General features: G+C 71.8%; 27 protein-coding genes and 1 pseudogene. 14 read left to right on the top strand and 14 right to left on the bottom strand.

Translation table 11 applies throughout. From position 1 onward, the window contains the following. Positions 1-136: 136 nt before the first annotated feature. On the bottom strand, positions 137-937 hold the full coding sequence (locus ACWH4W_RS16525; RefSeq protein WP_473076490.1) for a GNAT family N-acetyltransferase: 801 nt from the start codon (positions 935-937) through the stop codon (positions 137-139). A 207-nt stretch (positions 938-1,144) separates the two neighbouring features. Between ACWH4W_RS16525 and ACWH4W_RS16520 the strand changes: the two genes are divergently transcribed. After that, on the top strand, positions 1,145-3,316 hold the full coding sequence (locus ACWH4W_RS16520) for a TerD family protein (RefSeq protein WP_473076489.1): 2,172 nt from the start codon (positions 1,145-1,147) through the stop codon (positions 3,314-3,316). A 153-nt stretch (positions 3,317-3,469) separates the two neighbouring features. Here ACWH4W_RS16520 and ACWH4W_RS16515 read toward each other — a convergent pair whose 3' ends face one another. Next, the gene (locus ACWH4W_RS16515) at positions 3,470-4,372 is read right to left on the bottom strand and encodes a GNAT family N-acetyltransferase (RefSeq protein WP_473076488.1); all 903 of its coding nucleotides are present in this window, start codon (positions 4,370-4,372) and stop codon (positions 3,470-3,472) included. Positions 4,373-4,501: 129 nt separating this feature from the next. Further along, entirely contained in the window at positions 4,502-5,416 is a 915-nt protein-coding gene (locus tag ACWH4W_RS16510; RefSeq protein ID WP_473076487.1) for a helix-turn-helix domain-containing protein, read from the bottom strand. A 153-nt stretch (positions 5,417-5,569) separates the two neighbouring features. Between ACWH4W_RS16510 and ACWH4W_RS16505 the strand changes: the two genes are divergently transcribed. Both ACWH4W_RS16505 and ACWH4W_RS16500 read left to right on the top strand, forming a co-directional pair. Beyond that, entirely contained in the window at positions 5,570-6,478 is a 909-nt protein-coding gene (locus tag ACWH4W_RS16505) for an MBL fold metallo-hydrolase (protein ID WP_473076486.1), read from the top strand. 24 nt (positions 6,479-6,502) lie between these two features. Then, a complete protein-coding gene (locus ACWH4W_RS16500) occupies positions 6,503-7,279 on the top strand; it encodes an aminoglycoside adenylyltransferase family protein (RefSeq protein ID WP_473076485.1) in 777 nt (258 codons plus the stop codon). Positions 7,280-7,369: 90 nt separating this feature from the next. Here the strand turns inward: ACWH4W_RS16500 and ACWH4W_RS16495 are convergent, their stop codons facing one another. Then, positions 7,370-7,831 (bottom strand): pyridoxamine 5'-phosphate oxidase family protein, encoded by a 462-nt coding sequence (locus ACWH4W_RS16495; RefSeq protein ID WP_473076484.1) that lies wholly within the window; start codon positions 7,829-7,831, stop codon positions 7,370-7,372. Positions 7,832-7,852: 21 nt separating this feature from the next. Here ACWH4W_RS16495 and ACWH4W_RS16490 point away from each other — a divergent pair, with 21 nt between their 5' ends. Both ACWH4W_RS16490 and ACWH4W_RS16485 read left to right on the top strand, forming a co-directional pair. Then, complete coding sequence (locus ACWH4W_RS16490; RefSeq protein WP_473076483.1) at positions 7,853-8,542, top strand: YunG family protein; 690 nt, start codon at positions 7,853-7,855, stop codon at positions 8,540-8,542. 94 nt (positions 8,543-8,636) lie between these two features. Then, a complete protein-coding gene (locus tag ACWH4W_RS16485; protein WP_473076482.1) occupies positions 8,637-8,906 on the top strand; it encodes a DUF397 domain-containing protein in 270 nt (89 codons plus the stop codon). Positions 8,907-9,173: 267 nt separating this feature from the next. Here the strand turns inward: ACWH4W_RS16485 and ACWH4W_RS16480 are convergent, their stop codons facing one another. From ACWH4W_RS16480 to ACWH4W_RS16465, 4 genes are all read right to left on the bottom strand, one after another. Further along, on the bottom strand, positions 9,174-9,509 hold the full coding sequence (locus ACWH4W_RS16480) for a hypothetical protein (RefSeq protein ID WP_473076481.1): 336 nt from the start codon (positions 9,507-9,509) through the stop codon (positions 9,174-9,176). A 191-nt stretch (positions 9,510-9,700) separates the two neighbouring features. Then, positions 9,701-10,561 carry a helix-turn-helix domain-containing protein gene (locus ACWH4W_RS16475; protein ID WP_473076480.1) on the bottom strand — a complete coding sequence of 287 codons (861 nt, stop codon included), beginning with the start codon at positions 10,559-10,561 and terminating at the stop codon, positions 9,701-9,703. Positions 10,562-10,769: 208 nt separating this feature from the next. Next, positions 10,770-11,204: a hypothetical protein gene (locus ACWH4W_RS16470; RefSeq protein ID WP_473076479.1), complete on the bottom strand. Its 435-nt coding sequence runs from the start codon at positions 11,202-11,204 to the stop codon at positions 10,770-10,772. A 15-nt stretch (positions 11,205-11,219) separates the two neighbouring features. Next, positions 11,220-11,561, bottom strand: a complete 342-nt coding sequence (locus ACWH4W_RS16465) for a helix-turn-helix transcriptional regulator (protein ID WP_473076478.1) — start codon at positions 11,559-11,561, stop codon at positions 11,220-11,222. Between the two features lie 150 nt (positions 11,562-11,711). Between ACWH4W_RS16465 and ACWH4W_RS16460 the strand changes: the two genes are divergently transcribed. Together ACWH4W_RS16460 and ACWH4W_RS16455 are read left to right on the top strand one after the other, a co-directional pair. Further along, positions 11,712-11,936, top strand: a complete 225-nt coding sequence (locus tag ACWH4W_RS16460; RefSeq protein WP_473076477.1) for a hypothetical protein — start codon at positions 11,712-11,714, stop codon at positions 11,934-11,936. A gap of 350 nt (positions 11,937-12,286) precedes the next feature. Beyond that, a complete protein-coding gene (locus ACWH4W_RS16455) occupies positions 12,287-12,742 on the top strand; it encodes a hypothetical protein (protein WP_473076476.1) in 456 nt (151 codons plus the stop codon). Between the two features lie 20 nt (positions 12,743-12,762). Here ACWH4W_RS16455 and ACWH4W_RS16450 read toward each other — a convergent pair whose 3' ends face one another. Continuing rightward, the gene (locus tag ACWH4W_RS16450) at positions 12,763-13,218 is read right to left on the bottom strand and encodes an ATP-binding protein (protein WP_473076475.1); all 456 of its coding nucleotides are present in this window, start codon (positions 13,216-13,218) and stop codon (positions 12,763-12,765) included. A gap of 148 nt (positions 13,219-13,366) precedes the next feature. Here ACWH4W_RS16450 and ACWH4W_RS16445 point away from each other — a divergent pair, with 148 nt between their 5' ends. The 6 genes from ACWH4W_RS16445 (at position 13,367) to ACWH4W_RS16420 (ending at position 17,461) form a co-directional block, all read left to right on the top strand. Continuing rightward, on the top strand, positions 13,367-14,197 hold the full coding sequence (locus ACWH4W_RS16445; protein WP_473076474.1) for a helix-turn-helix domain-containing protein: 831 nt from the start codon (positions 13,367-13,369) through the stop codon (positions 14,195-14,197). Beyond that, complete coding sequence (locus ACWH4W_RS16440; protein ID WP_473076473.1) at positions 14,194-14,391, top strand: DUF397 domain-containing protein; 198 nt, start codon at positions 14,194-14,196, stop codon at positions 14,389-14,391. The genes ACWH4W_RS16445 and ACWH4W_RS16440 overlap by 4 nt, the downstream gene beginning before the upstream one ends. After that, entirely contained in the window at positions 14,388-15,029 is a 642-nt protein-coding gene (locus ACWH4W_RS16435) for a hypothetical protein (protein ID WP_473076472.1), read from the top strand. The genes ACWH4W_RS16440 and ACWH4W_RS16435 overlap by 4 nt, the downstream gene beginning before the upstream one ends. Before the next feature lie 56 nt (positions 15,030-15,085). Beyond that, positions 15,086-15,508 (top strand): acyl-CoA thioesterase, encoded by a 423-nt coding sequence (locus ACWH4W_RS16430; RefSeq protein WP_473076471.1) that lies wholly within the window; start codon positions 15,086-15,088, stop codon positions 15,506-15,508. Positions 15,509-15,819: 311 nt separating this feature from the next. Next, entirely contained in the window at positions 15,820-16,704 is an 885-nt protein-coding gene (locus ACWH4W_RS16425; RefSeq protein WP_473076470.1) for a lysozyme, read from the top strand. A 103-nt stretch (positions 16,705-16,807) separates the two neighbouring features. Further along, positions 16,808-17,461: a peptidoglycan recognition protein family protein gene (locus ACWH4W_RS16420; protein WP_473076469.1), complete on the top strand. Its 654-nt coding sequence runs from the start codon at positions 16,808-16,810 to the stop codon at positions 17,459-17,461. 120 nt (positions 17,462-17,581) lie between these two features. Here ACWH4W_RS16420 and ACWH4W_RS16415 read toward each other — a convergent pair whose 3' ends face one another. The 5 genes and pseudogenes from ACWH4W_RS16415 to ACWH4W_RS16395 form a co-directional block, all read right to left on the bottom strand. Next, on the bottom strand, positions 17,582-18,535 hold the full coding sequence (locus ACWH4W_RS16415; protein ID WP_473076468.1) for a sigma-70 family RNA polymerase sigma factor: 954 nt from the start codon (positions 18,533-18,535) through the stop codon (positions 17,582-17,584). 18 nt (positions 18,536-18,553) lie between these two features. After that, positions 18,554-19,753, bottom strand: coding sequence for an NAD(P)/FAD-dependent oxidoreductase (locus ACWH4W_RS16410; RefSeq protein WP_473077517.1), 1,200 nt, complete (start codon positions 19,751-19,753; stop codon positions 18,554-18,556). Positions 19,754-20,080: 327 nt separating this feature from the next. After that, positions 20,081-20,266 carry a hypothetical protein gene (locus tag ACWH4W_RS16405; protein WP_473076467.1) on the bottom strand — a complete coding sequence of 62 codons (186 nt, stop codon included), beginning with the start codon at positions 20,264-20,266 and terminating at the stop codon, positions 20,081-20,083. A 123-nt stretch (positions 20,267-20,389) separates the two neighbouring features. Next, entirely contained in the window at positions 20,390-20,758 is a 369-nt protein-coding gene (locus ACWH4W_RS16400) for a helix-turn-helix domain-containing protein (RefSeq protein ID WP_473076466.1), read from the bottom strand. Next, positions 20,755-21,005 (bottom strand): annotated as a pseudogene (locus ACWH4W_RS16395) (hypothetical protein). Before ACWH4W_RS16395 ends, ACWH4W_RS16400 begins: the two are co-directional and overlap by 4 nt. A gap of 226 nt (positions 21,006-21,231) precedes the next feature. Between ACWH4W_RS16395 and ACWH4W_RS16390 the strand changes: the two are divergent. Next, positions 21,232-21,468 carry a hypothetical protein gene (locus ACWH4W_RS16390; RefSeq protein ID WP_473076465.1) on the top strand — a complete coding sequence of 79 codons (237 nt, stop codon included), beginning with the start codon at positions 21,232-21,234 and terminating at the stop codon, positions 21,466-21,468. The last annotated feature ends 85 nt before the right edge of the window (positions 21,469-21,553 follow it).

Below are 21,553 nucleotides of genomic sequence, written 5' to 3'. Positions count from 1 at the left end.
GCCTCGGACACCGGGGCGGCGCTGCTCGCCCGGGCGCCGAGGGCTTGCGTCAGCCTCCACGGCGGTCCTGCTCGGTCGGCGGACGCCGTCCAGCGGTCGGAGGCCGTGCACCAGGGACCGTGGTGAGCCCGCCGGATCAGGGCGCCAAGGCGTAGAAGCGCATCGGGGAGTTCGGGCGGAAGCCGATGCGGGGGTACACGGGCGCGCCGGCGGCGGTCGCGTGCAGGGTGGCGCGGGTCGCTCCCGTGGCGCGGGCGCCCTCGTACAGGGCCTTGCGCGTCACCGCCTCCCCGTAGCCCCGGCGCTGCCACTGCGGATCGGTGGCGACGAGCAGGACGAAGAGGCGCCCCCGCGCCTCCACCGTGGCGGCGCAGGCCACGGGCGTGCCGTCGCGTACGCCGAGGTAGGCGTGCACTCCGTCCTTCCACAGCGTGGAGCGGGCGAGGCCGTCGCGGCCGTCCTCGAGCGGGAAGCCGTAGGCGCGTGAGTTGATGTCCGCGTAGGCCTGAAGGTGCTCCTCGGTGGTCACGCGCACGAACGTCAGGCCGGGGTGGTCCGGTTCGGGGAGGGGCAGCAGGTCTCCCGCCATGCCCGTGCCGGGGAAGGCGTACGCGAGGCCGGCCCGCTCGGCCGCCGTCCCCAGCGCCGCGCGCGCCTCGTCGTCGAGGAGGTCCTCGAAGACCCACAGGAACCCCGGACGGCTCTTCGCCCGCATGATCTCCGCCGCCTCCTTCAAGCGCCGCTCCAGGAGACCGGCGCCCGTGCCGACGCCGGTCAGGGTGACGCAGTTCCAGAAGGCGAACCGGCAGTCGGCCCAGCGGACGGCGATCCCGGGAAGGTCGCGGACGTCCGCGTCCGGGTCGCGGTCGAGCACCATGGTCCGCCAGACGGCGGCGAGCTGTTCCATCGATTCGACCGAGTCCGCGAGATCGTGCACAGGTGTTCCTCTCCGGTCGCCGGGTGTGTGGAAGTCCTCCGGGCGGTACCAGTTGTACACGCCGCGCCTCACGCATCAACGCGTCTGGGAGGGGCAACGGGTCGTCGCTCCCCTGCCTCCCTCCCGTGCCTTCTCGAACTCGGGGCGTTTCGCGTGCGTACGGAAACTCCCGTGCGCCGGTTCGCACACCCCTGCGATCATCCCCGGATGGCGCACGGTCTCGCATCACTGGTCATCCGGCACACCCACCGCATCCCCGCCCCCAAGGGCTCCGCCGGGGAAGGCGCCGCCGCCGCGCGGCAGTTCGACGCGGCGCTGATGTCCGTGGGCTTCAAGCTCTCGGCGGAGCTGCTGGAGCGGTTGTCCGGACTGTCCGAGGCCGCGGTCGTGCACACCGCCCGGCGGACACTGCCCGCGGTGAGCGACATGGTGGGCGACCACGTCCGGCACAACGCGTACTTCATCGGCTTCCCGGCGAACGTGCCGGACACCGAGGAGTTCTGGATGCGGTGCGTGACGCAGGCGCTCGAGGACGACGCGTCGCGCGAGAGCGTGCTGACGCAGCTGGCGCACGGGGCGCTGAACCTGCTCAGCCTCCCTGCGTACGGCCGCTACCAGCACACGTACGAGCAGTTGCTCGCGGCACAGGACGAGCTGATCGCCTCGGCGGGCGACCGGGTGACCGTCCTGCACCTCGGACGGGACCTGGACGACGAACTCACCGATCTGTACCTGGCCCTGGCGGGCAGCGCGACGCCGCTGGGCGAGGACCACCTGAGCGACCTCAGAACCCTCGCCCGCCGGTGCGCGCTCGGACCGCAGCCGGAGTCGATCCCGGTCAGGGAGAACCGGGCCGTCGTCAACGAGGCACGCCTCCTGGCCGGCGCGGACCTCCTGCTCGACACCGTCACCGATGTGCTGCGGCTGGCCTGCGCGCTGTCGGGCGGCGACGTGACCCTGCGGGAGCCGACCCGGTTCCGGTCCCTCCCGCGGCCGGTCCGCCGCGCCCTGCTCGCGGGCCTCGACGCCGTGGTCGCGGCGAACCCCGCCAAGCTGGCCGACGTGCACGCGCACCGCGAGTCCTTCAAGCGGCTCGGTGAGCGGCTCCACCCGCACGAGTACCCGCACCGGCCGCACGCGGCCGAGGTGTTCGCCGTCGCCCGCGGGGAGAAGAAGGTGCGGTCCTTCGACAGCCGCGTCGAGGGACTGCTCGACGCGTACGACGTACCCGGTGCGGTGCGGCTGCTCCGGTCCGCCCCCGGCAAGCTGTTCCGCACCCTGGACCTCCTGCTGCGCATCGCCTCCGGCCAGGAGGAGAGGGACGCGGTGGTGGCCGCCGCGGTGCGGGTCGCGCCCCGGGTCTCCGGCCGGGTCGTGCTGTCGGTCCGTGAGCACTTCCAGAACCGGGAACGGGAGACCGGCGAACCCCGGATCTTCGTCAACCGCCGGGGCCGTGGACGGGCCGCTCCCGACGCCCGGCGGCCGGTGCCCGCGGCCGACCGCGACCGCCTCGTCGCCGCCCTCGACGCCGAGGTACGCCGCCGGCTCCCGGCACCGGGCCGGCTGCTGCTCGACCCCGACGTCCTCGACGTGGCGCTTCCGCTCAGCGGCAGGGCGGCGGCGGCAGGTCTCGGCGTACTGCCGCGGGGCTCGGTCTCGGCGGTCGGCGGGGAACGGCTGCGCTTCTTCGTGTACTGGAAGGAGACCGGGGAACGGACCGACTACGACCTCTCGGCGCTGCTCCTCCACCCCGACTACAGCACCGACTCCTGGCTGTCCTACACCGCGCTCAAGACCGTCGGGGGCGTCCACTCGGGAGACGTCACCGAGGCGCCCGAGGGCGCCTCGGAGTTCATCGAACTGTCCCTGGACCGGGTGCGCGGCGCCTTCATCGTCCCGCAGGTCAACATCTACGCCGGCGAGGGCTTCGACGAGGCCGAGGAGTCGTTCTTCGGTTTCATGCTGCGCGACGGCGAGCAAAAGGGCCGGCCGTTCGAGCCGCGCACGGTGCGGACGAAGTCGGACCTGCGCGGCGCGGGCCGGGTGGCCCTGCCGATGGTGTTCCGGCGGGAGGACGACGGGCGGTGGCGCGCCAAGTGGCTCCACCTGTACCTGAGGGGCGTCTCCTCGGCCAACCGGGTCGAGGAGAACCAGGTGTCGGTGTCCAAGGTGGTGCGCGCCGTCGTGGAACGCGAGTACCTGACGGTGCGGTACCTGACCGGTCTGATGTCCGACCGCGCCACGGCCGTGGAGCTGTGGGACGGCGGGCCGGTCCCGGACGAGCCCGTGACGTACATCGGTCTCGAACGTCCCGAGGGGCTGCACCCGGACTCCCAGGTCGTCACCCTCGAAAACCTGCGCGACCTGATCCCGGACTGAGTGCTAGCGTTGCCCACGGCAAGGCCATGAAAGGGCTTCCTTCTCAACTCCTTTCTGAACAAGCTCTTTCGCTCTCCTTGCCCTCGGCGTCGCTCCGGGCGGCCCCCGCGCTCACTGCGCGGGGGCCGCCCGGAACCCTTTCACGGTCGAGGGTCAGCCCTTTCGATCCGCCTCCGGCTGGAAGTTGATGCGCTCGCGCACGACCGGGAAGCCGGCTCTGGCAAAGGCGGCGGCCATGGGGACGTTGTCCCGGTCCGTGGCCGCGCCGACGAACTCCGCGCCCTGCTCGACGAGGAAGCGGGTGCACTCCACGAGCAGGTCGTAGGCGTAGCCGTGCCCCCGCTGCTCCGGGACGACTCCGACGAAGCCGATGGTCGGTCCGGAGGGGTTGTGGGCCGGGATGTGGATGCCTGCCAGGTCGCCTTCCGGCGTGTACGCGGTCTGCCACCACTCGCGTGGGGAGGGGCACCAGTGGAAGAAGTCGAGTTCCTCCCGGGCGGCCTGGTCGAGGCCGCCCTCCCCCACGGCCTTGAGCGCGTGGGCGTCCAGGGTCACGGAGTGGATGCGGCGCAGGGCGTCGAAGAAGACGGTGTCGTCGGGTTCGGCGCTGAAGCGCAGGCGTCCGGGCCGCTCGGGCAGGCCCCGCTCCGGGGTCCAGCGGTACAGGAAGCGTTCCACCAGGAGGGCGTGTCCGGCGGCGCGTGCGGCGGCGAACCGTGCCTCGGCGGCCGGGCGCAGACCGGGCTCGTCCCGCCAGCCACCGGGCAGGTTGATCTCGAGTTCGACCTGCCAGGGAGCGGAGCGCAGGAGTGCGGCCCCCGCCTCCTCCTCGCCCTCGGCCACGTCGAACCAGTTGATGGTGACGGGCTCCGGGTCGTCGGGCCCGCCCCACCACGCGCCGCGCGCCACGACCTGGCCGTCGCGCAGGGCGACGCGCTTCCAGTCGGGGCGGAACCGGGTGCGCCGGTGGGCCTCACGGGCGCCCAGCGGGTCGGGGAGAACGTCGAAGAGGTGGGCGTCGCTCGCGGAGAGCGCGCGGATGACCAGGTCGGTCATGGATTCCTCCGGGATGCGTGCTGCTGCTGTGAGCGCTCCCGGTCAGAACTCGTCGGACACGCCGGGACAGTGGAGAAGGGAGCGCTGGAAAGGTATGAACCGCACGGCACTCGCCTCCTTCCGTCCGTCTCAGGGCGTGGAGGCACACGGTACGTGGGCGTCCTCGTCGCGTCCACGCATTTCGTCCGGCCATGTGCCGTCTCCCTCCTGGTGGAGGGCCGTCAGGGCCGCGGCCGAGGGGGAGCCGGGCTCGGCCGTGAAGGTGACCAGGGACTGGTGGGGCTCCGTCGGAACGCCGAACGTCTGCTGGGTGACGGTCAGTTCGCCGACGGCCGGGTGGGCGAGGGCGTGGACGTCGCGGCCGCAGGGGGCGACGGTGTGGGCGTCCCAGAGCGCGACGAACTCCGGGCTTCTTGCGATCAGTTCGGCGATCAGGGCGGCGAGGCGCGCGTCTCCCGGGTTGCGGGCCGTGAGGATGCGCAGGTTGCCGGCCACCGCGCGGGCCTTCGCCTGCCAGTCGCGGTGGAGGGCGCGGGTGGGGGCGTCCAGGAAGACCAGGCGGGACAGGTTGGGGCGGGTGCCGGGGTCGTCGGGCGCGGTGAAGTCCAGGTGGGCGGCGAGGAGGGCGTGGCCGGTGCGGTTCCAGGCCAGGACGTCGTTGCGGCGGCCGACGACGAGGGCGGGCACGTGGGCCATGGTGGTCAGCAGTGTGCGCAGGTCCGCGGAGACCTTCTCGGCACCGGGTGCGGCCGGGCGGGTCCGGTGGCCGTTCGTCGACAGGACGCGCAGGTGGTCCTGTTCGGCCGTCGTCAGGTGCAGGGCGGTCGCGAGCGCGTCGAGCACTTCCGGTGAGGCGTTGACCTGCTGCCCCTGTTCCAGGCGCGTGTAGTAGCCGGCGCTGACCCCCGCGAGCAGCGCGACCTCCTCCCGGCGCAGGCCGGGCACGCGCCGCCGCTCCCCGTACCGGGGCAGTCCGACGTCGTCGGGGCTCAGCCGCGCCCGCCGCGCCGTCAGGAACGCGCCGAGCGGTGATCTGCGGTCCATGCGCCCAGTATGCGCGGCGGCGACGCCCGCAGCCTGCACCTGTCAGGGGTAGGCAGGAGCGGGACTGGTCGCCCCGGGCCGGGGCGACCAGAGTCGGTCGCACGGCCTGCCGCGGAGGCCGTTCCGCTGCCCCGCTCCGCACGAGGGAGACCCATGCCCATCACCACCCTGAAACTGGGAGACGTCGAGATCACCCGGGTCATCGAGTTCTCCGACATCTCACCGATGACGACCGACGTGTTCTTCCCCGGCAGCAAGCCGGAGGAGTGGCAGCGGCACACCGCCCTGCTCGACCCGGACCACTGGGATCCCCGCACCGACCTGACCCGCGTCGCCACCCAGTCCTGGGTGGTGCGCAGCGAGGGCAGGGTCATCGTGATCGACACCGGTGCGGGCAACGGCAAGTACCGTCCGCTGCAACCGATCTGGTCGTACCTGGACACGGACTACCTGGCCGACCTCGCCGCCGCCGGTGTCCGCCCGGAGGACGTCGACCTCGTCGTCAACACCCACCTGCACGACGACCACGTCGGCTGGAACACCCGCCTCGACGGCCGCGACTGGGTGCCCACCTTCCCGAACGCGACGTACCTGATGCCGGCGACCGAGGTGACGTACTGGCATCCCGACAACCTGCACCGCACGCAGTTCGGGCGGGGCAACCAGAACGTGTTCGAGGACAGCGTCCAGCCGGTGATCGACGCGGGACTCGTCACGACCTGGGAGGACTCCTACGTCATCGACGGCAGCCTCCGCCTCGCACCGGCGCCCGGGCACACCCCCGGCTCGTCGGTCGTCCACCTGGAGTCCGGGGGCGACCGGGCGCTCTTCGCCGGTGACCTGCTCCACGGCGCGATCCAGGTCCACGAGCCGCACCTGAACAGCTGCTTCGAGGAGGACGAGGAGGGCGCCCGCGCCAGCCGCGCGCGGATGTTCGCCTACGCGGCCGACCACAACGCCCTCGTGTTCCCCGCCCATCTGCCGGGCCGGGGCGCCTTCGAGATCCGCCGCGAGGGCAGCGGCTTCGGGCTCGCCCGCTGGGCGCCGTTCTCCCGCACCTGACCGTCGCCGGGAGACACTCGTGCGGTGGATCAGGTACGAGGAGTCGTGAAGCTCGTCGAGCGGGTGTCGGGGCAGGAGGCCCTCGGGGTCTACCTGCACGGCTCGTCCGTGCTCGGCGGGCTCAAGCCCGCCAGTGACGTGGACGTGCTGGTCGTCTCACGGCGCCGGCTGGCCGAGGAGGAGCGGCGGCTCCTGCTCAGCGGGCTGCTCCGGATCTCCGGCATGCGGGACGGCGTCCGCCCGGTCGAGCTCACTGTCGTCGTGCAGTCCGAGGTACGCCCGTGGCGGTACCCGCCGACCTGCGACTTCCTCTACGGCGAGTGGCTGCGCGCGACGTACGAGGCCGGGGAGATGCCCCGGCCGGAGGCGATGCCCGACCTGGCCCTGCTGGTCACCATGACGCTGGCCGGCGACCGCCCCCTCACCGGCCCGCCCCCGGCACAGGTCCTCGATCCGGTCCCGCACGCCGACCTGATCCGGGCGAGCGTGGCGGGCATCCCCGGCCTGCTCGACGACCTGGACGGCGACACCCGGAACGTCCTGCTGACCCTCGCCCGCGTCTGGGCCACGCTCGCCACGGGCCGCATCCTGCCGAAGGACGCCGCCGCCGACTGGGCGCTCCCCCGGCTGCCGCCCGAACAGCGCCCCGTCCTCGCACACGCCAGGGAGCTCTATCTCACCTCCTCCTACGCGGAGGAGAGGTGGAGCGAGCCACTGCGCGCGCAGGTGCGTCTCCACGTGGACCACGTGCTCACCGAGATCGGCCGCCTGCACGGGCCGGGGCGCTTCACCGTGCGGTAAGGGCTGAGGCCGGCGGCACGGGGGCGGATCCCCTGAAAGCGGTGGAAACCCGACGAGCGGGCCGTCGGGGCGGAACCGCCGTCCAGGGGGTCACTCCAGCCACGTTCCGTCGCGCATGACGACTCTTCCGCTCAGCTCCGGCACGCCACGCCACGCCCGCACGGTCCTCGGAACCACGCGTACGTACAGGTAGGGCTCCTCCTCCGCGCGCGGATCCCATCCGAACCTGGCGGCGAACGCCTCCGCCGCGTCGTCGGGCACCTCGCGGTCGGGGAAGCACTCCGCCTCGCCCTGGAGGAGCACCACGTCGAAGGTGTCCGGCAGCGCCAGACGCACACGCGGCTCCGTGCGGACGTTCCGCACGGTCACGGACGTGGCGCCGGTGCACATCCACACCGCCCGCCCGTCCCACAGGAACCACAACGGCACCTGGTGCGGCCCGTGATCAGGGTGAGCCGTCGACAGCCACACGTCCCGCTCGGTGCCGAGCCGCTCGATCACGTCGCGCACGCGCTCCGCCGTACCGCGACGAGCGGCCTCCGTGGGTTCCATGAAGTTCGACCTTAGGCGGCGATGCCGCACCGCGCCTGGGGCGCGGGACCTACTCCCGGGGACCGAGGGGACCGTTGCGACCGCGTTGGACGGAACAACCGGAAGACAGTCCGGCAGGACGTCGGTCAGTGGCGGAGCCACGACCACCGGAACCCGCCCACCACTGTCGATGTCAGTGGTGGCTGTGACACCGGCGGCATGATCCCCTGGAGCCTGCTCGATCTCGACAGGGCCCTGCGTGCCGGTCGGGCCGCCGACGCCTGTTCGCCCGCTGACCAGGCCGGCTGGCAGCCCGGCGACCCGGCCTGGGGGCACTGTGCCATCACGGCCCTGGTCGTCAACGACGTCTTCGGCGGTGGTCTCACAGTCGGTGAGGTGCACCTCGACGGGACCCAGCACGGCTTCCACCGGTGGAAAAGGCCGCCGGGACAAGCCCGTCACCGCCGTCACCGTCACCATCGAAGGACGCCCCGAGGTCACCGACGCCGGCCTGCTGCGCCGGGGCCCGGTCGCCATGCCCGGCGAGCCCGGCTCCGGTCATCCGTACCCGCGGGAGTGGCTCGGCCGGAGCGAACAGGCACCGTCGGGGGAGGTGACGGTGCGGATCCCTGTCCGTCCGGAGCGGGAAGGGGCGACGGACGGCGCGGGAAGCCGCCACGGAGCGCGGGCGTACCCCGAAGGGGCCGGTTCCCCTATGGCATGCCTAACTGAGCTTGCCCTAACCTGAATTCGAGGTGGCTCTTCGTGGTCGGCCGGGCACTGCAGGCAAAGCTACAACCAGGGATTTCGTCACTCGCCTGCGGTGATGCACCACCGGCCACTACGCTCGACGGGCACCGTTCTGGGCGGCTCGGGGAATCGGGGGGAGACTGCGGTGGTTCATGAGGGGCGACCCTTATGGCGCAGAAGCAGTGTCTGCGGCAACGAGGCGGAGTGCGTGGAGGTGGCCGTGCTCGCGGGGGGTGTCCTCGCACGCGACTCGAAGCAACCCGCCGCGGTCGTGCTGCGTTTCACCGCCCTGGCCTGGACAGATTTCCTTCGTGCTGTGGTACGGGAAGAACCAGGGAACACATGACACCTTTACGGGCGGACGGCAGGAAGTGTGTGGCTGTTATGGACATCGAGAAGTCTGCAGCGCAGCGCCCCGGGGGGAGAAACCGGTCGCGCTCCGTCGGCGTCGCGACCCCCGCGGTTCTCCTGCTTGCCGTCGGAGCGGTCGCCACGAGCACCGCGGCCGCCGCGTCCCTCCTGGTGGAGAGCGCACTGGCGAAGCGGGTCCTCTGGGTGGGGGTGCTCCTCGCCGTCTCGGTGAGCGCGGGTCTGTGGTGCGGACGTCACTCCGTCACGGCTTCCCCACCGAGTTCTGATCGTCTTTCGTACGTTCCACGGGCGGGGTCGCCCCGGTAGCGCCGTTCCTCCGGCGTTGCCACGCCTTGCCGGCCCGCCAGGCGGCTGCGGTGGCAAGGACGGAGAGCAGGACGCTGCCCACGACCCAGACGGCCGTCTTCCACGAGACGTGCCAGTACCCGTAGACGAACGCGGCCACGACGACCGCCGCGCTCGCCAGGAAGAGCAGGACGAGCACGGCGAAGCAGCCCACGATCCGCTCATCGAGCTCCGGGGATTCCTCGGACTCCGGGAATTCTTCGGGTTCCGGGGATATGGAGGTGAGGGGCATGCGTGCGGGGCCCTCCGCTTGGTCCGATCCTCCGGCCTCCTCTGCGGACTCCTCGTCGGCTGAGCCCGTACGGTCCTGCCTCCCTCCGGAAACGAGCATCCGTTCCCGCAGACGCCGCCATACTGCCCTCGTCACCTCGATCCTCCCCCTGCTCATGCCACCGGCGGTCGGTTCCGCGGGCCTCGGACCGGTCAGCCCCTGTCCAGATCCCGCTCGACACGGCGGATCAGATCGAGCGACTCCGGGATTCCGAGGGCCAGGTGCGAGATCTGCTCCAGACACTCGTGGTAGCGCCCGAGCAGCTCAGGGTCCTCGCCCCCGGTCATGCTGCCGGTGGCGTACTCCAGGTACAACAGGTCCTCGTCGTCGGTGAAGCCGAGCAGGACGAAACTGCCGAGGGTGCTGTAGTGGGCGCCCGCCTCGAAGGGCAGGACGCGGACGGTCACGCCGGGCCGGTCGGCGAGGTCCAGCAGCTGCCGGAGCTGCCCCGCCATGACCGCGGGGCCGCCGATCCGGCGCCGGACGGCGGCCTCGTCCAGGACGAACAGCGTCTCCCGGGGGCCCTGTCCCCCGAACATCCGCTGCCGGCGCTTCATCCTGAGGTCCACGATGCGCGCGAGCCGGTCGGTGTCGGGAACGCGGGGGCGCAGGAGCGCCTCCGCGTAGCCGCGGGTCTGCAGATGACCCGGCACCACGATCGGGTGATACGTGGTCAGGCTGACGGCGGCGGTCTCGTACCCCAGGTACTGGGCGAACTGCGGGTTGACGACGTCGTGGAAGCTCGACCACCAACTGGGCCCCTTGCTCCCGCGGGCCGCGGCCTCCAGCTCCCCGACCGCTTCGGGGTCGGTGACGCCGTAGATCTGGATCAGGGCGCGCAGGTCGGTCACGGAGACGCTCACCGTGCCGTTCTCCACCCGGACCAACTTTGACAGGGACCAATCAAGACGCCCGGCGGCCTCCCGCTGCGTGAGGCCGGCGCCCTCCCGGGCCCTGCGCAGCGCGATACGCAGCTTTCGCCTGTTGAGGCTGGGGTCAACAAGGGATGTCATCGCCGCTCCTTCCGTCGTGCGCGTACCCGGAACCGTTTCTGCCATGCACGGAACGCTTATGTCTATCTGCTTGTTCCATTATGCCTCTAGCCAAAAGGAGTTAGCCGAATGACATGTGCATGATTATTTCGGGGATGCCGCAACGCGAAGGGCCCCCACGGTCGTGGGGGCCCTGACGGCCGCCTTCCCTTCGTGCCGCGGCCCGGCCTCAGTCGATCCGCCGCCTGGGATGCGCCCACGCTTCCCAGCGCATCCTGCACACTCCCACGAGGGTGAGCAGGTAGTGGAAGGGAGGCAGGCGGCCGCCGTCCTTCCGCAGCTCGTTGCGGTGGTTCATCATCTCCTCGCGGCGCCATTCCTCATCGGCGGGGAGGAGGGCGCCGATGAAGCGCAACCGGAGGCCCACCCGATTGTCCCTGCGGGCGGCCGCGGCCCCCTTCTCCCGTCGGCCCTCCTTGCGCCCGGCTCCCCACAGGGAGACGAGCCACCTGCCCACCCGGCCCAGGGGTGCGTGCAACGGCCCGGGGAGCAGTGTGATCGCTTGCGCTGTCGACCTCCTGCCGCGCCCCGCCAGAAGCAGGGCCAGGAACAGGAGCAGGGCCGCCGAGACGAACAGAACTGCGGCGGCGAGAGCGGTGACCATCACTGTGCAGTCCGATCAGTCCGGAAGGGGAGCGGAGGCCGTGCGGGGCTTCGTCGGCCTCTTTCTCTTGGCCAGGGCCATGGCCATGGTCACGCGGGCCTGCTCCGCGCCGTCCGTGGTGAACCGGTAGTAGCGGCGTCGCGGTCGGGGCGGGGTGCTGGCGGCGTGTTCGTCAGGGTCCTCCCAGAAGCTCTCCAGTATCCCCGCTCGTTCGAGCCTGGCCAGGATGGGCTGGATGGTCCCGCTCTGCAGTCCCACCGCCTGACCGATTGCCAGCCCGTAGTGGGCTCGCGTCGGGTTCCGGAGCAGCTCCCTGAGGACCAGCTCGGTCTGCTTGGTCATTCGGAATCCACTCATACCCACAACTCTACCTACCTTGTTCACGACTTATGTTGCACTTACCGGAACATGCGGCACCGGAGTCTGCGTCAGACCTACCTAGGTTGTCATCTACCTAGGTAGAGTTGTACCGTGCGGATGGGACGCGACGAAAGGACGGTGTGCGACATGACCGCGAAGAAGCGGGCCGGGAAGGGCGCCGGCGGGTGCGGGGTGTGCGACGGCTCCGTGGAGCAGACGCCCGCCTGGGACTTCCGGCTCGACCGGTCGGGGCTGAACGTCAAGGCGGGCCGGTACCTGGAACTCCGGGTCTCCCCGGTGCTGCTGCTGTGGCTGATCGCCGTCGTGAGCGGCTGGGGCTACTTCCAGTGGGGGCAGCCGCCGCTGTCCTGACGTGACGGCACCGGCCGTCCCTCCGAGCCGCATCGCGAGGCCCCCGCCGCCGGCGGGGGCCTCCTGCCGTGGGGCAAGGTCCCGCCGCGGTCCCGCCGGCGCCCCTGAGGACGGCGTGCGCCACGGCGGCGTCCGCCCCGGTTCCGCCGAAACCACCGGGGAGCCCGACGCCTCCGGTGGGCACGGCTCGTCACGGGCCTCCGTCGCGGCGAACCCACTCACCCGCGCCCAGGCCGACGCTCGACGGCAACTCCCTTTCCCCCAGCGGTACATGAACTGCACGATCACAGGTTTCCGATCGCGGCTTCGGAGCAGAGGGGTAGAGGCCACTGGGGAGGGGTTTCCATCGCATGCCTATGTTCCGCCGCTGCACCCGCGCCGCCGTCGAGACCGCGCCGGCACAGGGACCGGCCTTCGCCGTCACCCTCGAGGACCTGCAGGCACTCGAACGCATCACGAGCCACGCGCGCACCCAACTGGCGCGGTGCGCCAGGGAAAGGGACCTGGGCGTCATCGACCAGGCCAGCGGCCACTGGCTGATGCTGACGCTGTCGGAGCGCGCCGGCGCCGCCCGTGCTCTCGGCCACGCCGGGATACCGATGCTCGTGGAAGAGGCCGAAACGGTGCGGGCGGTGGTGTTGAACCTCGAGTCCTACGGTGGGGAGACGATGGCGCTCGCCGAGGGCTACGAGCTGCTCGACCGCATCACCCTGCTGAGTCAACTGCCCCGTCGCGCCAGCCATGTCGGGGGTGTGCTCACGCTGCCGGACGAGGCTCCGGAGGCCGACGCCCTGTCCACCACGTGACCCTGTGGGGGCCGGCCCCGTCACCCCAGAGGGACTTCGCACCACACCCTCTTGCCGTACGGGTCTCCGACGGTCGTGCCCCAGTGGGTGGACAGGGCCTCGACCAGGAGGAGGCCCCGGCCCGATTCCTCGTCGGGGCCGGCGGGGGCGAGGGTGCCGGGGAGCGGGGGGCTGCGGTCCGGGCGGGCGTCCGTCACCTCGATACGGAGCGTGGCGTCCTCCACGTACAGGGTCAGACGCAGGACGACGTCACGGCCCGGCACCCGCCCGTGCCGCACGGCGTTCGTCGTCAGCTCGGCCACCAGCAGGGACGCCGTCCGGTTGCCCTCGCAGTCGTACGGCCAGCCCCACGCCGCCAGTCGCTCCGCCGCGAGGCGCCGGGCCAGCCGCACGCCCCTGGCCGTGGCCGGCAGGCGGATGCGGAAGCGGCGGGCGGGGCCGGTGCGTTCGTCCACCGGGTCGGTCTCGGCATCCATGTCACTCAGCGTGTCCGTCCGGCTCCGCCGTGAACAGTCCCGGCGGCCGGACCCGGCCGCGCCGTACGGAAACTGTCCGGGCCTGTCCGGGTCGCGACGCGTGACATCCCGCGCCCTCCGTGAGTTGATCCCACGGAGGTGGGGGGACATGAGCGTGGAACCTTACGGGGCGGACGAGGAGTCGGCGGCCGTCCTGCGGACCGTCGGCCGCGTCATCAAGATGTGCCGTGAGCGGGCGGGACTGACCCAGGCCGGCCTCGGCGCGCAGATCGGCTACAGCGAGGAGCAGGTCTCCTCCGTCGAGCGGGGACGCCGGGCGCCGGTGGAGGGGTTCCTCGACGCGGTCGACCGCGTTCTTGAGGCCGACGGCTTCATCAGCGCCCTCAGGAGCGACGTGGAGAAGGCCCGCTTCCCGAAGAAGGTGCGGGATCTGGCCAAGTTGGAGGCGGAGGCCGTCGAGATCTGCGCCTACGACAACTCCGTCGTCAACGGCCTGCTGCAGACGGAGGAGTACCTGCGGGCAGTGTTCTGCTCCCGGCGGCCGGCCTTCTCCGAGGACGAGGTGGACCGACTGGTCGCCGCCCGCCTGGCCAGGCAGCGCATCGTCGACGGCACGCCGCCCGGTGCCTCGTTCAGCTTCGTGCATGATGAGGCGGCGCTGAGGCGACGGGTCGGGGGCACAATGGTGCTGCGCCGACAGCTCGAACGGCTGTTGGACGTGGGGCAGAGGCGGAATGTGGAGATCCAAGTCCTTCCTCTGGACCGTGAGGACAATGCCGGACTCGGTGGACCGTTCCATCTGCTGCGGCTCAAGGAGGGCAGCACAGTGGCGCACAACGAGGTCCAGCGGAGCAGCCGACTGATCTCGGAGAGGAAGGAGATTCAGATCCTGGAGCTGCGGTACGGAGTCATCCGGGCACAGGCCCTTCCGCCACGTGAGTCACTGGCTTTCATCGAGAAGATCCTGGGAGAGACATGACTGCGCAGTCCCGCACGGAACTGACCTGGTTCAAGAGCAGCTACAGCACGGACGACGGTCCCGCCTGTGTGGAGGTCGCCGCCACCCCGGACACCATCCACGTCCGCGACTCCAAACACATGGGCGGCCCCCGCCTCACCTTCGCCCCCTCCCCCTGGGCCGTCTTCCTCCCCTACGCCTCCGGACGCCGATGACCCGACCGCCCACCGCCGCCCAGCGCCGGCTGATCGAGGCCGCCGATCCCGGGACCGGGCGTCTCAAGGGGACCGAGGCCCAGCTCACCGCGCTGGTGAAGCGCGGACTCGCCTTCCGGCACCCTCGACCGCCGCACGACCACTTCCTCACCCCCGCCGGACACCGGGTACGCGAGGCACAGGACGAGCCGGCCGAGCCGCAGGCCGAGGCCCAGGCGCCCGCCGCCACCGCGGGTGTCTTCGCCGCCCGCGTCGGCGGCGAGGCCGCACCCCCGGCCGAAGGGCCCGCCCGCGCGCGGGAGGTCCGCAGCGCCTGGCAGGGCATGCTCGAACTGCGCCGCATGACCCGTTCCGACGGGTCGACCGACCGCCCCTGCGGCTGGGAGCGCACGCACCTCGTGCAGGCCGCCGCGCTCGCGCTGGAGGCGGCCGGGCACCGGCCGGCCGGGGCGGACGGCGAGGGCGGTTACCGGGTGCGGGACACCCCGCAGCCGGAGGCCGTCGCCGTGTACGCGCCGGACGCCACCGCGTTGCGGGCCTGTGCGGAGACGCTGGAGGGGGCCGGCTGGCAGGCCGGTGAGTACACGGAGCCCAGGACGCGGAGGCGCTACCTCCTGGCCTCTCCGCGCCGCGTCTGAGAGCCGTGCCAAGATCTGTGGGTCGCGACGATCCGGACAGGCGTGAAGGGGACGCAGTGAGCGAGCCGTATTCCGTCCGCGTGACCGTGCGCGGTTACGAGACCGACGTGCAGGGCCACCTCAACCAGGCCGTGTACCTGAACTACGCGGAGCACGCGCGCTGGATGCTGCTCCAGGCGGCCGGGATCACCCAGGCGCGCTTGCAGTCGCACGGCGTGGGGCCGGTCGCCCTGGAGACCACCGTCCGCTACCGGCGGGAGCTGCTCGCCGGTGACGAGGTGGACGTGAGCTGCGTCTTCCACTGGGGCGGCGGCAAGACCTTCACCATCGAGCAGACCGTCACCAGGACGGACGGCACGGTGGCGGCCGAGATCACGGCCGTGGGCGGTCTGCTGGACCTGGAGCGGCGCAAGCTGGTGGCGAACCCTCAGGACGTCTTCCATGAACTGGCGGGGGATCCGGCCGCCTTGGGGCTGTAGGGCCGACGGGTCACCAGGCCGGCAGGCCGGCGGAAGACGCTCCACCCACCGGGTTCCGGGTCACCGGAACCCGGTTCCTGTTTTCATCCGATGAAAGTTTCCTCCGTTCGGCTCCCAACTTTCCTGGCAGTCCGCTCCTACAGTGGACCAGACCACCAGAGAAGCAGGGAGACTCTTTACACGCTGTGAATCTACGTGCGTAACTAATGACGCGCGCACGTCAAGAAGTACGAAGAAACACGGAACTGCCCAGGTGGCAGCGGCCGACGTCACCTCCTTCTCATCCCCACATGTGCCAGGAGGCAAGCTCCATGCAGGTACTCCCCCACCTCTCCCGCCTCGGCAGACGCACGGCCACCGCGCTCGGCGTCCTCGGCGCCGCACTGGCGCTCACGGCCACGTCCGCCGTCGGCGCGAACGCCGCGCCCCAGCCCGACCCGCAGCCCCTCACCGTCAAGCCCGGCCAGGCGTACATGGGGGTCGGCGCCCGCATCCACGAGGGCGTCCCCGCCGCCGAGGAACCGTCGCGAGGGCTGCTGGCGCCCACCGACGGCGTGCAGGGCATCGACGTCTCGAACTGGCAGGGAAGCATCAACTGGACCTCCGTGCGCAACGCGGGCATCCAGTTCGCCTGGATGAAGGCGACCGAGGGCACCACCTACAAGGACCCGCGCTTCAACACCAACTACCCCGCCGCGCACGGCGCCGGCGTGATCCGCGGGGCCTACCACTTCGCGCTCCCCAACACCTCCAGCGGGGCCACCCAGGCCGCCTACTTCGCGAGCAACGGCGGCGCCTGGTCGCGCGACAACCTCACGCTGCCCGGCGTGCTGGACATCGAGCACAACCCGTACGGGGCGATGTGCTACGGCCTGTCCACCACGCAGATGCGCACGTGGATCAACGACTTCTACACCACGTACAAGGCGCGCACGAGCCGGGACGTCGTCATCTACACGACGGCGAGCTGGTGGAACACCTGCACCGGCAACTGGACCGGCATGTCGGCCAAGAGCCCGCTGTGGGTGGCGCACTGGACCTCCGCCGCGTCACCGACCATCCCCGTCGGCTTCCCCACCTGGACGGTGTGGCAGTACACCTCGACCGGGTCGGTCTCCGGCATCTCGGGCAACGTGGACCGCAACCAGTTCAACGGGTCCCGCGACCGGCTCCTGGCCCTCGCCAACAACACGTGACGGACTGACGGGTCCGCACGCGCGCGGCCACGCGGAGGGGCCGGCCGTCCTCGGACGCCGGCCCCTCTCCGCTCCCCCACCCGCCCTCTCCCGAGGAGTGATCGTGCATCCCAGGAACCTCTTCCGGCGCCGCCTCCTGATCGCCGGCGCGGCCGGACTCGCCGCCGGCGCCGTGCCCGGTGTCGCGCACGCGCGCGGCCACGCCGCCGTGCAGCCGGACATAGACGGCACCAAGGTCTGGGGCGCCCGGGCCCCGCGAGGGACCATCAGCGTCCTGCAGTACCGGCCCAGCCGGATCGTGGTCCACCACACCGTGTCCGACAACTCCGCCGACCACTCCCGCGCCCAGGCGCACGCGCACGCCCACTGGGTGCAGGACCTGCACATGGACGGCAACGGGTGGGTGGACACCGGCTACAACTTCCTGGTCAGCCGCGGCGGCTGGATCACCGAGGGCCGGACCGGCAGCCTCACGGCGCTCACCGGCGGGCGGACCTTCGTGCTCGGCGCCCACACCTCCGGACAGAACAGCGCGGCCATCGGCATCGCCTGCGAGGGCGCGTACCACGCGGGCGCACAGCCGCCCGAGGCGCAGTGGGAGGTCCTGGTGACCCTGTGCGCGTACGCCTGCGACCGGTACGGCATCGCGTCCACGCAGATCTTCGGCCACAAGGACTACGGCTCGACGCAGTGCCCGGGCGTCTACCACGACATGCTGCCGCAGCTCCGCGCGGAGGTGGCGGCGGCCCGGGCCTGACGGCGAGCGCCCTCGCGGCGCTCAGGACACCGGGGTCCCCGGTGCGGCGGGCTCGGGGTGCCTCCCGCTCGGGTGCGGCCGGGCGTGGGGGGGCGGGGCGTCCGGTGAAACGCAGGCGCGTTACCACTGGGCGACGGGAGGCGTGTCCGGTGCGTGCTGCCGCCAGGCCTCGGTGAGGCGGATGAGGCGGGTGGGGGCGGCGATGCCGCGCACGGTTGCGATCTTGCCGTGGGCGATGTCGAACGTCACGGCGCCGACGACTGGGCTGCCGACGACGAAGAGGACAGCGGGGGCGCCGTTGACGAGCGCGTAGTGGGCGGTCATAGTGCCGTCGGCGAAGCGCCGTTTCGCGGTTGTGGGTTTGAAGCCGGTCCGGGCGATGGCGGCAATGCGCTGCGGGGTGTCGAACCGCAGCAGCTTCTCGGTCAGGCCTGCGCCGTCGGAGATCGCGGTCGCGTCGTCGGTGAGCAGTGCCACCAGCCGTTCGGTGCGGCCCGAGGCGGCGGCGGTGAGGAACTCCTCGACGATCCGGCGCGCGGATGCCGGGTCGACCTCCCCGCCGCGGCGGCGTGCGGCAGTGATGCGGTGCCGGGCCCGGTGGAGGTGCTGCTGGCTGGCGGACTCGGTGATGTCGAGGATCTCGGCGGTCTCGGCGTGGCTGTAGGAGAACGCTTCACGCAGAACGTAGACGGCCCGCTCGAGGGGTGACAGGCGCTCCATGAGCGTCAGCACGGCGAGGGAGACCGATTCGCGCTGCTCAAACGTATCGGCGGGGCCGAGCATCGGGTCACCGTCGAGGAGCGGTTCGGGCAGCCAGGCGCCGACGCTGCGTTCGCGGCGGGCCTGTGCCGCGCGGAGCCGGTCCAGGCACAGGTTGGTGACGACCTTGGTCAGCCACGCCTCCGGCGCCCTGATCAGCCGCCGGTCGGCGGCCTGCCAGTGCAGGAACGCGTCCTGCACGGAGTCTTCGGCGTCGGCGGCCGAGCCGAGGAGACGGTAGGCCAGCGAGGCCAGCCGGTTCCGGCTGGCCTCGAACCGACTGACGTCGAAGCGATCGGTGGCGGTGCTGTCCACGCGGACCACCCCGGGCGGCTACGCCGCCGCCTTCTCGGCGGACCCGTCAGGCGCGGCAGTCAGACGGTGCCTGCGCTTGGGCAGGCCGAAGGTGGGGTGCGCGGTGCCCCACAGCGACCCCTTGATGATGGCACTCTTGATCCGCGCGGCCTTCCGGCCGCCCGCATACCCCGGCTTCGCCTGCCCTTCATCGTCGACCATCTGCAGTATTCCGTCCCGCCGCCCGAGGCTGATGTGGTTGAACACGTGGACGAGCTTGGTGTGGGGGACCTTGCCGCCGGTCAGGCGTCCCACGATCGCTTCGACCGCCTGCCGGCCGGTGTGGCCGGCCGAGCCGCAGGACATCGGCATCGGCCGGCCGTTGTCACCGATGGCACGGACGGCGTCGCCGGCGGCGTAGACGTTCGGGTGCGAGACCGACCGCATGGTGCGGTCTACGACGATCTGACCGTTCTCGGCGACCTCAAGGCCGCTCACGGCGGCGATGGGGTGGACCTCGAACCCAGCCGTCCACACGGTTGCGTCGGATGCCAGGGCGGTGCCGTCGGCACACAGCACCCGCGTCGCTTCGACGGCTTCGACGCTGGTGTGCTCCAGGACGGTGATGCCCAGCCGGCCGCAAGCCCGGCGCAGGTGACCGCGGGCTCCGGCGGAAAGCCGAGCGCCCGGTTCACCTCGGGCGATCAGCGTCACCGACAGGCCGGGCCGGGCTTCGGCGAGCTCGGTGGCGGTCTCGATGCCGGTCAGCCCGTCACCGACGACCAGCACACTCCCGCCTGCGCCCTGCCTGCCCAGGCTGTCCAGGCGTTCGCGCAGGCGCAGCGCGGAGGGTCGGCCGGCGACGTCGAAGGCGTGCTCGGCCACGCCGGGGACGCCATGGTCGGCGACGTGGCTGCCGAGTGCGTAGAAAAGCGTGTCGTAACCGAGTTCGCCGCCGCCGTCGGCGTCGGCCACGGCGACGACCTGGTGCTCGGGATCGACGGCGGTGACCCGGGCCAGGCACAGCCGGATCCCGGTGCCCGCGAAGACGTCGGCGAGCTTCCGGGGCTCGACCCGGTGGCCGGCCGCCAACTGGTGCATCCGCATCCGCTCGACGAAATCCGGCACAGCGTTGACCACGGTGATCTCGGCGCCCGCCGGGGACAGCCGGCGGGCCAGGATCCCGGCCGCGTAGGCCCCGGCATAGCCGGCGCCGAGGACGACGATGCGGTGCTTCATGTGCTGCTCCTGTCTGTTCGCTTCCTCTCGGTGACTTGAGCGGAACAGCGCCCCGATCACTGACAGGAACCACCTGTGACATGGGTCACAGAGGGACAGGATCACTGTGAGGCCGACTCGGGGACCGGGCGCTCGGTCGATGAAGCCCGGAAGCCCTTCACCGTGTCTGCGTACCGGATCGGTCAGCGGTGTCGGCAGATGTGCGGGGGCGGGGCACGGCGGCAACCAGCCCCAGGCCGAAGCGCTCGTCCCTGCTCAGACGGAAGGTGCCGCGGGGGTTGGCCTCGGACCAGGACAGCGCGGTCGGACCGCGCCGGTCCTCGTTGCTCAGTTTCTTCGTCCAGGCGGGCTCGGCCAGGGCCTGCAGAGCAGCAGGGCGTTGACGTGGGCGAGGTGGGATGGGAGCAGGTGGAGGGCGAGCATCGAGGTCTCGGCGGGCTCCTCGTCCGGGCCGGTGAGGGCGCCGTCCTCACCGTGGTGCAGCACGGTGCTCGCCGAGTTCCGGTTCTCCACGACCTGGAGGCCGCTGTGGATCTCCCGGCGCAGGCGGGGCCGGCCGGGCAGTCGCAGGCGAAGACGGTGCGCACGGCGCGGCCGAGTTCTTCGAGCGCGGCGCCGGAACCGGGGCGCCGAGGCTCAGGCGCCCTTCTCCCGGTTGAGGTAGTTGTAGACCGTGAAGCGGCTGACGCCGAGCGCGCTCGCCACGGTCTCCACGCCGTGCCGCACGGCGAAGGCGCCGCGCGCCTCCAGACCGCGCACGATCTCCTGCTTCGCCTTGCGGTCCAGCTCCGCCAGCGGCATGCCCTTGCGCCGCTCCAGCGCGGCCAGGATGTGGTCGAGGGAGTCCGCGAGCTGCGGCAGCCGCACGGCGACGGCGGCGGCGCCCTCCCAGGAGAGCACCACGTCGTCGGGGCCGGCCTCGTCCGGCGGGATCAGCTCCCCGCCCATCGCGTCGACCAGCGGCTTCACCGCCGCGATGAAGGCGGCCTCGCCGACCCCGCTCACCGGCCCTCCTCCCCGACCACGTTGATCCGCGGCGAGACGCGGGTGGCGCCGGCGGTCAGGGTGCGGCGCAGCAGGGCGTCCACGGCGGCCGGCACCGCGTCGGCGCCGCCCTCGGCGATGTTGCCGAACGGCCCGACGTCCACCGCGTCCAGGCCGGCCGTCTCGACGACCTCACGCGCCACCACGGCGTGCTCGGGCGCCTCGTCGAGGCCGGGGGTCCGGTCGTGAACTCCACTCGCAATCGCACGGGGCCAACCTACCGACCCCTTGGCCGCCCTTCACCGGCACGAACAATTCGCCAGCCGGCGGAAAAGTTCTTCCGACATACGGGGAGCGGCGGAGAGAGCGCGGCCCGACGGGATCCGCGCACCAGCACTTCACCGTCCAGTCGGCGCGGCGGCCGTCGCCACCACGGCTCCGCGCCCTCCCCCTCCCGGCGTGCGGATCCGCCCGGTGCGCAGCAGCCTGGGGGCATGGCACATCCGACGGAGCATCCGCACATCGTGGTCCACGCGCCGGCCCTGGACGGCTCCCGGCGGGTCACCTCCGACGACGAGACGCTGGGCATCGCCACGCACGCCGACGACGTGGGCGAGATCCTGCGCCTGGCCGACCTGTACGTCACCGACGTCGAGGAGACGGACGTCATCGAATGGCAGGGCGGCGGCCCGGACGACTGGCCGGGGCTGTCCGAACACCACGAGCCGTGAGCGCACCCGTACGGCACCGTCCGTAGAGCGGCTACGACACCCTCAAATGAACCTCTGAAGACGGCTCCCCGAGGCTTGGGCGGGC

It is taken from the genome of Streptomyces sp. DSM 120436 (assembly GCF_055778765.1).
Note: the sequence above shows the minus strand (reverse complement) of the source record. Positions and strands in the feature narration are given on the sequence as shown.

Bases quoted from the DNA above. Each gene is read 5' to 3' on its own strand.
- ACWH4W_RS16520 (WP_473076489.1), top strand. From the start codon at position 1,145: ATGGCGCACGGTCTCGCATCACTGGTCATCCGGCACACCCACCGCATC.
- ACWH4W_RS16515 (WP_473076488.1), bottom strand. From the start codon at position 4,372: ATGACCGACCTGGTCATCCGCGCGCTCTCCGCGAGCGACGCCCACCTC.
- ACWH4W_RS16510 (WP_473076487.1), bottom strand. From the start codon at position 5,416: ATGGACCGCAGATCACCGCTCGGCGCGTTCCTGACGGCGCGGCGGGCG.
- ACWH4W_RS16505 (WP_473076486.1), top strand. From the start codon at position 5,570: ATGCCCATCACCACCCTGAAACTGGGAGACGTCGAGATCACCCGGGTC.
- ACWH4W_RS16495 (WP_473076484.1), bottom strand. From the start codon at position 7,831: ATGGAACCCACGGAGGCCGCTCGTCGCGGTACGGCGGAGCGCGTGCGC.
- ACWH4W_RS16490 (WP_473076483.1), top strand. From the start codon at position 7,853: ATGCCGCACCGCGCCTGGGGCGCGGGACCTACTCCCGGGGACCGAGGG.
- ACWH4W_RS16485 (WP_473076482.1), top strand. From the start codon at position 8,637: ATGCACCACCGGCCACTACGCTCGACGGGCACCGTTCTGGGCGGCTCG.
- ACWH4W_RS16480 (WP_473076481.1), bottom strand. From the start codon at position 9,509: ATGCCCCTCACCTCCATATCCCCGGAACCCGAAGAATTCCCGGAGTCC.
- ACWH4W_RS16475 (WP_473076480.1), bottom strand. From the start codon at position 10,561: ATGACATCCCTTGTTGACCCCAGCCTCAACAGGCGAAAGCTGCGTATC.
- ACWH4W_RS16470 (WP_473076479.1), bottom strand. From the start codon at position 11,204: ATGGTCACCGCTCTCGCCGCCGCAGTTCTGTTCGTCTCGGCGGCCCTG.
- ACWH4W_RS16465 (WP_473076478.1), bottom strand. From the start codon at position 11,561: ATGAGTGGATTCCGAATGACCAAGCAGACCGAGCTGGTCCTCAGGGAG.
- ACWH4W_RS16460 (WP_473076477.1), top strand. From the start codon at position 11,712: ATGACCGCGAAGAAGCGGGCCGGGAAGGGCGCCGGCGGGTGCGGGGTG.
- ACWH4W_RS16455 (WP_473076476.1), top strand. From the start codon at position 12,287: ATGCCTATGTTCCGCCGCTGCACCCGCGCCGCCGTCGAGACCGCGCCG.
- ACWH4W_RS16450 (WP_473076475.1), bottom strand. From the start codon at position 13,218: ATGGATGCCGAGACCGACCCGGTGGACGAACGCACCGGCCCCGCCCGC.
- ACWH4W_RS16445 (WP_473076474.1), top strand. From the start codon at position 13,367: ATGAGCGTGGAACCTTACGGGGCGGACGAGGAGTCGGCGGCCGTCCTG.
- ACWH4W_RS16440 (WP_473076473.1), top strand. From the start codon at position 14,194: ATGACTGCGCAGTCCCGCACGGAACTGACCTGGTTCAAGAGCAGCTAC.
- ACWH4W_RS16435 (WP_473076472.1), top strand. From the start codon at position 14,388: ATGACCCGACCGCCCACCGCCGCCCAGCGCCGGCTGATCGAGGCCGCC.
- ACWH4W_RS16425 (WP_473076470.1), top strand. From the start codon at position 15,820: ATGCAGGTACTCCCCCACCTCTCCCGCCTCGGCAGACGCACGGCCACC.
- ACWH4W_RS16410 (WP_473077517.1), bottom strand. From the start codon at position 19,753: ATGAAGCACCGCATCGTCGTCCTCGGCGCCGGCTATGCCGGGGCCTAC.
- ACWH4W_RS16390 (WP_473076465.1), top strand. From the start codon at position 21,232: ATGGCACATCCGACGGAGCATCCGCACATCGTGGTCCACGCGCCGGCC.